Consider the following 7,712-nt stretch of genomic DNA (forward strand, 5'->3'; position numbering starts at 1 on the left):
GGAGTGCGGATTGATACCGGTCGAGAGGTCGACGAAAGGCAGCAGGGCGTTGGGGAAAAGCACCCTCGCACGGCCAAGACTTCCACCATGGTCCACAACCGCCCCATTAAGAAGCTTCATGTCAGTCCTGATCGCTTTCCTGTCATTGGTCGTCGAATTCGCCCTCGGTTACCCCGACTGGCTGTTTCGCGCCATCGGCCATCCGGTGACGTGGTTCGGCAGGCTGATATCCTTTCTCGACCGCAGGCTCAACCGCGCCACTGATCCCGACGCGCTGCGTCGCAAGCGCGGTGTCCAGGCGCTGCTGGTCATCGTGCTGGTGCCGGCGATAGTCGGCCTGGGCGTACAGATCCTGTTCTGGTTCGTTCCCATGGGCCTGGTCATCACGGCCCTTCTGGCAACGTCGCTGCTGTCGCAGAAGAGCCTCTATGAGCATGTCGAGGCGGTGGCTGACGCCCTCGACACCGGCGGCCTCGCCTTGGCCCGCCTTGCCGTTTCGCGGATCGTCGGTCGCGACCCTGAAACGCTCGACCGGGCCGGTGTCTGCCGCGCGGCGATCGAGAGCCTGGCCGAGAATTTTTCCGACGGCATCGTCGCCCCTGCCTTCTGGACCGGCGTCGGCGGCCTGGCCGGCGGCGCCGCCTACAAGGCCGCCAACACCGCCGATTCGATGATCGGCCACCGCACCCCGCGCCACGAGGCGTTCGGCTGGGCGGCGGCGCGCTTTGACGATTGGATCAACCTGCCGGCGTCGCGGCTGACGGCGCTTCTGATCGTGCTGGCGGCATTCTTCGTCAAAGGCGCTGATGCGAAAAAAGCCTGGCATGCGGTGCGGCGCGACGCGAAAAAACATCGCTCGCCCAATGCCGGCTGGCCGGAAGCGGCGATGGCCGGTGCGCTCGGCCTGGCGCTCGCCGGGCCGCGTTTCTATGGCGGCGTGCTGGTCGACGACGTCTTCATGGGCGAAGGCGGCCGGCGCGAAGCCGACAGCCTCGACATCAGGCAGGCGCTGAAACTCTATCGCGTCGCCGACTATCTGCTGATCGCTCTGTTCGGGTTGGTTTCGGTCGTTGTCATCGTTGTGACTTAACCTCACCCTCCCCCGTCTGGGGAGGTTGAGGAACACTCAGAACTCGATCCCCTGCTGCGCTTTCACGCCGGCGGAAAAATGATGCTTGGTCACGCCCATTTCGGTGACGAGGTCTGCGGCCTCGACCAGCGCCGGCTTGGCGTTGCGGCCGGTGACAACGACATGCAGGCCCTCGCGCCGCGCTTTTAGCGCGCCAACCACTCTGTCGAGATCGAGATAGTCGTAGCGCAGCGCAATGTTCAATTCGTCGAGCACCAGCAGGCTGATCGACGGATCGGCCATCAGTTCGAGCACCTTGGCCCAGGCGGCTTCGGCGGCAGCGATGTCGCGCTTCAGATCCTGGGTTTCCCAGGTGAACCCCTCGCCCATCGCGTGCCACACGACACGGTCGCCGAAGGCGGCGAAGGCGTCCTTCTCGCCGGTGTGCCACTTGCCCTTGATGAACTGGACGACACCGACGCGCTTGCCGTAGCCGAGCATCCGCAGCGCCAGCCCGAAGGCGGCCGTGGTCTTGCCTTTGCCCGGGCCGGTGTTGACGATGAGCAATCCCTTCTCGACCGTCTTGCTCGCCACCTCGGCATCCTGCACCGCCTTGCGCTTGGCCATCTTGGCGCGGTGGCGCTCTTCGTCCTTATTGTCGATATCGGTCATATCATTTCACCTTGAGCGGCAGCCCCGCCACCATCAGCAGCACCGTATCGGCAATCGCCGCGACCTGCTGGTTGAGCCGGCCGGCGGCATCGCGAAAGCGGCGCGCCAGTGCATTGTCCGGCACGATGCCTTGGCCGACTTCATTGGACACCACGAACCAGGGTCCGCGCGGCCGCGACAACACCTCCGCCAATCGCCGGCATTCAAGGTCCAGATCGTGTTCGGCCAGCATATGGTTGGTCAGCCACAGCGTCAGGCAGTCGACAAGCACCGGCCGATCGTCCGGCAAGGCGGCAAGGGCGCCGGCGAGGTCGAGCGGTGCGTCGATGGTCGTCCAGCCTTCGCCGCGCCGCGACCGGTGCAACGCGATGCGCTCACGCATCTCGTCATCATAGGCTTGCGCCGTGGCGATATAGGTCCAGGGCGGCGGCAAGGCGGTCGCCAAAATTTCGGCGCGCGCGCTCTTGCCGGAGCGCGCACCGCCGATGAGGAAGGTCAGTGTCTTGCGATCAGGCAAAGCTGTCGCGCAGGCTGGTCGCGGTGCCGGTGAAGCGGCCGCGCACCACGCCGACAACCGCGCCGAGCACCAGCCAGAACACCAGATTGGTCACGGTCACCGCCACCACGAACTGGTGATGCAGCCCTTCCGGAATCGCCGTCTCGTAACTGTCGGGCTGCGGTGCCCCGACAACATGCGGTGCGACGATCAAAAGGACGGCAAGGATCGCCAGCGGCAGCGACTTGCGGAACGCGATCAGGCCGAGACCGGCAGCGGTTGCCGCCACCGTTGCCCACCACCAGATCTGGCGCTGGGTGAGATCGGCGGCCGGCATGGCCGGCAGTTCCGGCGGCAGGCCGAGGCCCGGTGCCAGCGTGAACACGGCAAAGCCGGCCAGGCCCCAGAACACGCCCTGGCGCCAACCACCGATGCCGCCGGCGAATTCGGAAACCGCGACCAGGATCAACCCGAAGCCGATGCCGGTGACGATGTTGGCAAGCACGCTGAAGGCGAAACGCTCGAAACCGTCTGCCGGCGCCCAGCCCTCGTCTTCCGCCGCAGCAGTCGCTTCGGCAGGGGCCGGAGCGGCTGTGCTCATGGCATTGCTATTCGTTGCTGCCGGAGCGGCATGGTCATGGTGATGCCCGCCGCCCGCCTGTTCGTAGACCTCCGCCTTCAGGATCAGCGGCACGGTCGCATAGGCCTGCATGCAGGCAAGAACGACGCCGGCCACGAGCCCTGCGATCGCCGCGATGAACACGACGTTGCGAAACAGGTTCATGATGTCAGCCCCTCGTCAGTGGCAGGGAAATGCCATCGAATGGCGATAGTCGTGAGCCGCATTGTGGACCGCATCGATATGCGAGAAGCCGACAAAGCCCATCACGAAAATGCCGAGCAGCGCGGCAAGCGCGAGCTGCATGAAGCGCGACTGCGAGGAGACGGAAGCGCCGAGGGAGACGGAAGCGGTAGTCATGTCTTGTCCTTTCGCCCTCCACCCGAGGGCATCGAAGTCAGTTTCCTGTCGCCGGCAGGTCTCCTGGCTCACGGATCAGCGTCCTTCCCCACCTTCCCGAAGAAAAATCTTCAGTGGCATATGGAGAGGACTACCGCACACAGTTGCGGGGGCAGCCACGGCATTGGGCGAAATCCGCCCTTACCGCATTCCCTCTTGGCTCCAAAATGGAACCGGCGACACCGGCGACTATAGGCAGAATCCTCGCGTCCGGCAAACCAAATTCCGCCGGCGACCGTTGCGAATGCGCCATGAAGGTCAAAGCGATTTCGGCAGATAGCGCCACGTCACGAAGCCGCAGACCGCCGCCAGCAGGCCCAGCGTGACGAACACCGAGCCCAGGCCGAAGAAGGCCAGCACCACCGAATAGACCAGCGGCGGCGTCAGCTCGGAAAAGTCGAGATAGGTGCGATAGACCGCCGCCATCTGCGATCTTTCATAGGAGCGCACCGAGCGCATGAAGGCGGTCGAGCCGAGCGCATCGAGCGCAATGGTGAAGAAGGCGCCGCAGAGCAAGAAGGCGCCGGTGAGCAGCGGCACGGTTTCGCCGACGAAGCCCGCCGCCAGAAGCGCGACCGACATGGCGAAATAGGCAAATGTCATGGTCCTGCGGCCGCCAAAGCGCTTTCCCGCCTTGCCCCAGAAAATCGCCATGAACAAAAGCGCGTTGCCGGCCGAAACCAGCAGGCCGCCGGCCAGCTTGCCCTCACCCGTAATGACCATGAACAGCGGCCCATAGACGAAGAACGTCGTCCAGAAACAGGAGCGCCCAAACGCGATCAGCCAGGCCAGCCTGAGCCTGGGCTGGGCGATGAAGCGGCCGATATTGGCGAGCGGATTGGCTGGTCGCGTCTTGCCGGGACGGATCGACGGGTTGTCGCCGAGCCGGTAGGTCCAGAACAATGCCAGCAGCGCTAACGCGAACACGGCCACCGCGCCATGCGCGGCATAGACGCCGAAGCGCGTGTAGAGGAAGATGCCGAGCGTCGGCCCACCGGTCCAGGCCAGCATCGACCACGCCATGCGCAGCGATTCGGCCTGCATGAAGTCGGTCTTGCGGATGTGGTCCATGATGTAGAGGTTGAGCGTGATCGACAGCGCGCTGGCTCCCATCACCCGGCACAGCATGCCGGCCAGTTGCCCGGCAAGCGTGTCGGTGACGAAGAACAGCGAGCCGATGGCCAGCAGGCAGGCGCCCGCCGTGTAGACCCAGCGCCGGGCGAAACGGCGGATCAGCATCGGCATGAACAATGTCACCGACAGGCCGAGCATCGCCACGACGGTGTAGAGGATCGAGACGATCTGCTCGTTGTGCAGGATCTCGTAAGCTTGGATCGGGATGACGCTCGACACCGTGGCGCGGGCGAAGGATTCGACCGCATAGAGCGAAGCGAAGGTGCGCGCGTCCGCGGCCTTGAGGGCCGGTAGCCAGATCGGATGGCGCACATGGGTGGACATTGCTTTCCCCGAAGCAGATTCACCGGGTCAAATCTGCCGTGGCGACCTCAGCGCCAATAAGAGGAAACCGACGTGCATCCGGCAAAAGCGAAGCCGGCCAAAGGCTTTCCGGCACTGGCCCAATGCCGCGGCTGATCCGGCGTTATCGGCAGGGTTGCCGGTCTTCTTTTGTCCTGGGCAACCGTGATAGTCCTCCAGCGGGGCTGAATCAGAATGCGAGACCATGAGCATCCAAACGCCGACCGCGCCCGTTCAGGATCGACCAAAGCGCATCGTCGCCATCGACATCGTGCGCGGCATCGCGCTGATCGCCATGGCAAGCTACCATTTCACCTGGGATCTGGAGTTCTTCGGCTACACCGATCCCGGCCTGACCGCCTTCGGCTGGTGGAAGATTTACGCGCGCTGCATCGCCTCGACCTTCCTGTTCTTGGTCGGCGTCAGCCTGTATCTCGCCCACGGCCGACAAATCCGCTGGAACGGCTTTTGGAAGCGGTTCGCCATGGTCGCCGGAGCCGCGATCGCGATTTCGGTCGTCACCCGCATAGCCACTCCGGACGGCTTCATCTTCTTCGGCATCTTGCACGAGATCGCGCTGGCCAGCCTGCTCGGTCTCGCCTTCCTGCGCCTGCCGGCGCTGCTGACGCTTGTCGTCGCCGCGCTCGTTATCGCCGCCCCCGTCTATCTGCGCTTCGAGGCCTTCGATCACCCATGGCTGTGGTGGGTCGGCCTGTCGGCGACCAATCCGCGCTCCAACGACTACGTTCCGCTGTTTCCGTGGTTCGGCGCCGTACTTGCGGGCATCGCGGTGACGAAACTCGCCGCAGGTGCCGGCCTGCTTGCCAGGCTTGCCAATCTGGCGCCCGGTCGCTTGGCCAACCCGCTGGTCTTCATCGGCCGGCACAGCCTGGCTTTCTATTTGATCCACCAGCCGCTGCTGATCGGCTGCGTCTGGCTGTTCTCGCAGATCATGCCGGCGCAGGTCGAAACCCCGCAGGTGAATTTCCTCAAAACCTGTCAGCTGTCCTGCGAGCAGTCGCGCGACACCGAGTTCTGTACGAGCTACTGTGTCTGCATGCTCGATACGCTCGAGGGCGAGTCCACGCTTGATAGGCTCTACAACAACGATCAGACTGCGGAGTGGAAAGCGCATTTGTCCGATCTCGCCGGCATGTGCACCGCCAAGACCGACAGCAAGTTGATGGAGGGAGGGGCCGAATGACCGAGAACCAGCCGAAGCCGGGGCTCATACCGTGGCCGCCGCTGATCTACATCGCCGCCATCGCCGTCAGCATCGCACTGGGCCTGCTCTATCCCCTGCCCTGGATCGGCGACCTGCTGGGCGATATCCTGTTCGCGGCCGGCTGGGTGGCGCTGTTTGCCGTCGCCGCACTCTGGTTCACCGCGATCCGCACCATGATCCGGGCCAAGACCACGCTCAACCCCAACGCTGTACCCGATCACCTGGTCACCACGGGTCCCTTCGGCGTCACCCGCAATCCGATGTATCTGGCCAACACGCTGCTGTTGATCGGCGTCGCCTTTGTCTCGGGCATCGTGTGGTTCCTGCCGCTGGCGTTCATCGCCGCCTATGCCACGCAGAAGGTGGCGATCGAAGGCGAGGAAAAGGTGCTGGCGGCAAAATTCGGCAAGAAATACCGCGACTACGCCAAACGCGTGCGCCGCTGGATTTGAGCTGGCTTTCAAGCGGCCAATCTCCCCCTCGTGGGGGAGATGTCCGGCAGGAGAGAGGGGGGCGCTGTCCCTCAAACTCTCTGCCTAGGTATTCACGCCAAGCTCCACCAGCCGCTCCACACAAGACTCCTCGGCCTGGTCGAGTTCAGCCAGCGTCTCCTCGAGGTCGCGGCGTTTCTGCCGGAGATCCTCGCGCTTTTCCTCGATGCGCTTGATCATCAGGTTGAGCTGGCCGACTTCGCCGGGCGGCTCCTTGTACATCTGGATGATTTCGCGAATCTCGTTGATCGAGAAGCCAAGCCTTTTGCCGCGCATGATCTGGCGAATGAGCTGCCGGTCGGAGGGGCGAAACAGCCGCGTGCGGCCGCGCCGCACCGGCTGCACCAGTCCTTCGTCCTCGTAAAAGCGCAGCGTCCGCGTCGACACGTCGAACTCGCGGGTCAACTCGGTGATCGAATAATATTCTCGCATTGCCACTCCCACACGCCGAAACACCGGGGCGATCGCCATGGCGGCGTCACCCTTCTGTCCCGAACCAAAACCCATGCCATGCCGGAATCGACATGGCGCCCCGCGCGAGCCTCGCACGGCATTTACGTAAAAGTCAATTGAGCCAAAAGGCGTGCCTTCAGGGCACGCCGAACCACCACGTGGCAATGCCGAGAAATGCAAAGAAACCGACGACGTCGGTAACCGTGGTGACGAAGACCGCCGAAGCGACCGCCGGATCGACCTTGAAACGATCGAGCAGCAGCGGGATCAGGATGCCGGCCAGGGCGGCCACGAACATGTTGATGATCATCGCCGCCGCGATGATCCCGCCCAGATTGGGATCACGGAACCAGGCTGCCGCGACGATGCCGATCAGGATGGCGAAGACGATGCCGTTGATGAAGCCGACACCCATCTCGCGGCGAATGATGCGGCCGGCATTGTAGATGTCGAGATCCCTGGTCGCCAACGCCCGCACGGTGACGGTCATGGTTTGCGAGCCGGCATTGCCGCCCATGCCCGCGACGATCGGCATCAGCACCGCCAGTGCCACGATGTGTTCGATCGTGCGGTCGAACAGGCTGATCACCGACGCCGCCAGGAACGCGGTCAGAAGGTTGATCAGCAGCCACGGAACGCGTGAGCGCGAGGTCGAAAAGATGCTGTCGGAAAGCTCTTCGTCGCCGACGCCGCCCATGCGCATCAGATCTTCCTCGGCCTCCTGCTGGATGACGTCGACGACATCGTCGATGGTCAGAACGCCAACCAGCCGTTCGTTCTCGTCGACGACCGCGGCCGACAAAAGATCGTAC

At 63.9% G+C, this 7,712-nt stretch carries 10 protein-coding genes, 1 pseudogene and 1 riboswitch; of the genes and pseudogenes, 3 read left to right on the top strand and 8 right to left on the bottom strand.

The window, feature by feature from the left end:
* A pseudogene (locus EN932_RS39025) lies at nt 1-120 on the bottom strand (threonine-phosphate decarboxylase); the annotation flags it as partial.
* On the opposite strand from EN932_RS39025, the gene cbiB reads away from it, so the two are divergent.
* Nucleotides 119-1,090: an adenosylcobinamide-phosphate synthase CbiB gene (cbiB, locus tag EN932_RS23780; protein WP_063172409.1), complete on the top strand. Its 972-nt coding sequence runs from the start codon at nt 119-121 to the stop codon at nt 1,088-1,090. The pseudogene EN932_RS39025 and the gene cbiB overlap by 2 nt on opposite strands.
* A 36-nt stretch (nt 1,091-1,126) precedes the next feature.
* Here cbiB and cobO read toward each other — a convergent pair whose 3' ends face one another.
* From cobO to EN932_RS23805, 5 genes are all read right to left on the bottom strand, one after another.
* Nucleotides 1,127-1,741, bottom strand: a complete 615-nt coding sequence (gene cobO, locus EN932_RS23785; protein WP_063172410.1) for a cob(I)yrinic acid a,c-diamide adenosyltransferase — start codon at nt 1,739-1,741, stop codon at nt 1,127-1,129.
* A 1-nt stretch (nt 1,742) separates the two neighbouring features.
* Nucleotides 1,743-2,258, bottom strand: a complete 516-nt coding sequence (gene cobU / locus EN932_RS23790; RefSeq protein ID WP_127368368.1) for a bifunctional adenosylcobinamide kinase/adenosylcobinamide-phosphate guanylyltransferase — start codon at nt 2,256-2,258, stop codon at nt 1,743-1,745.
* A complete protein-coding gene (locus EN932_RS23795; protein ID WP_127368369.1) occupies nt 2,251-3,021 on the bottom strand; it encodes a CbtA family protein in 771 nt (256 codons plus the stop codon). The genes cobU and EN932_RS23795 overlap by 8 nt, the downstream gene beginning before the upstream one ends.
* Before the next feature lie 15 nt (nt 3,022-3,036).
* Complete coding sequence (locus tag EN932_RS23800; RefSeq protein ID WP_013531117.1) at nt 3,037-3,216, bottom strand: CbtB domain-containing protein; 180 nt, start codon at nt 3,214-3,216, stop codon at nt 3,037-3,039.
* 35 nt (nt 3,217-3,251) lie between these two features.
* A riboswitch (cobalamin riboswitch) is annotated at nt 3,252-3,448 on the bottom strand.
* Nucleotides 3,449-3,513: 65 nt separating this feature from the next.
* Nucleotides 3,514-4,713, bottom strand: coding sequence for an MFS transporter (locus tag EN932_RS23805; RefSeq protein ID WP_013531116.1), 1,200 nt, complete (start codon nt 4,711-4,713; stop codon nt 3,514-3,516).
* Nucleotides 4,714-4,936: 223 nt separating this feature from the next.
* Between EN932_RS23805 and EN932_RS23810 the strand changes: the two genes are divergently transcribed.
* Both EN932_RS23810 and EN932_RS23815 read left to right on the top strand, forming a co-directional pair.
* A complete protein-coding gene (locus EN932_RS23810; protein WP_063168230.1) occupies nt 4,937-5,935 on the top strand; it encodes a DUF1624 domain-containing protein in 999 nt (332 codons plus the stop codon).
* A complete protein-coding gene (locus EN932_RS23815) occupies nt 5,932-6,408 on the top strand; it encodes an isoprenylcysteine carboxylmethyltransferase family protein (protein ID WP_024501351.1) in 477 nt (158 codons plus the stop codon). Before EN932_RS23810 ends, EN932_RS23815 begins: the two co-directional genes overlap by 4 nt.
* 84 nt (nt 6,409-6,492) lie before the next feature.
* Here the strand turns inward: EN932_RS23815 and EN932_RS23820 are convergent, their stop codons facing one another.
* Together EN932_RS23820 and EN932_RS23825 are read right to left on the bottom strand one after the other, a co-directional pair.
* Complete coding sequence (locus tag EN932_RS23820; protein WP_013531113.1) at nt 6,493-6,879, bottom strand: MerR family DNA-binding transcriptional regulator; 387 nt, start codon at nt 6,877-6,879, stop codon at nt 6,493-6,495.
* A gap of 157 nt (nt 6,880-7,036) precedes the next feature.
* On the bottom strand, nt 7,037-7,712 hold a 676-nt coding region (locus tag EN932_RS23825), incomplete at its 5' end, for a magnesium transporter (RefSeq protein ID WP_164774636.1).

The sequence above is a fragment of the Mesorhizobium sp. M7A.F.Ca.US.002.01.1.1 genome, assembly GCF_004022955.1.
Lineage (GTDB): Bacteria > Pseudomonadota > Alphaproteobacteria > Rhizobiales > Rhizobiaceae > Mesorhizobium > Mesorhizobium ciceri.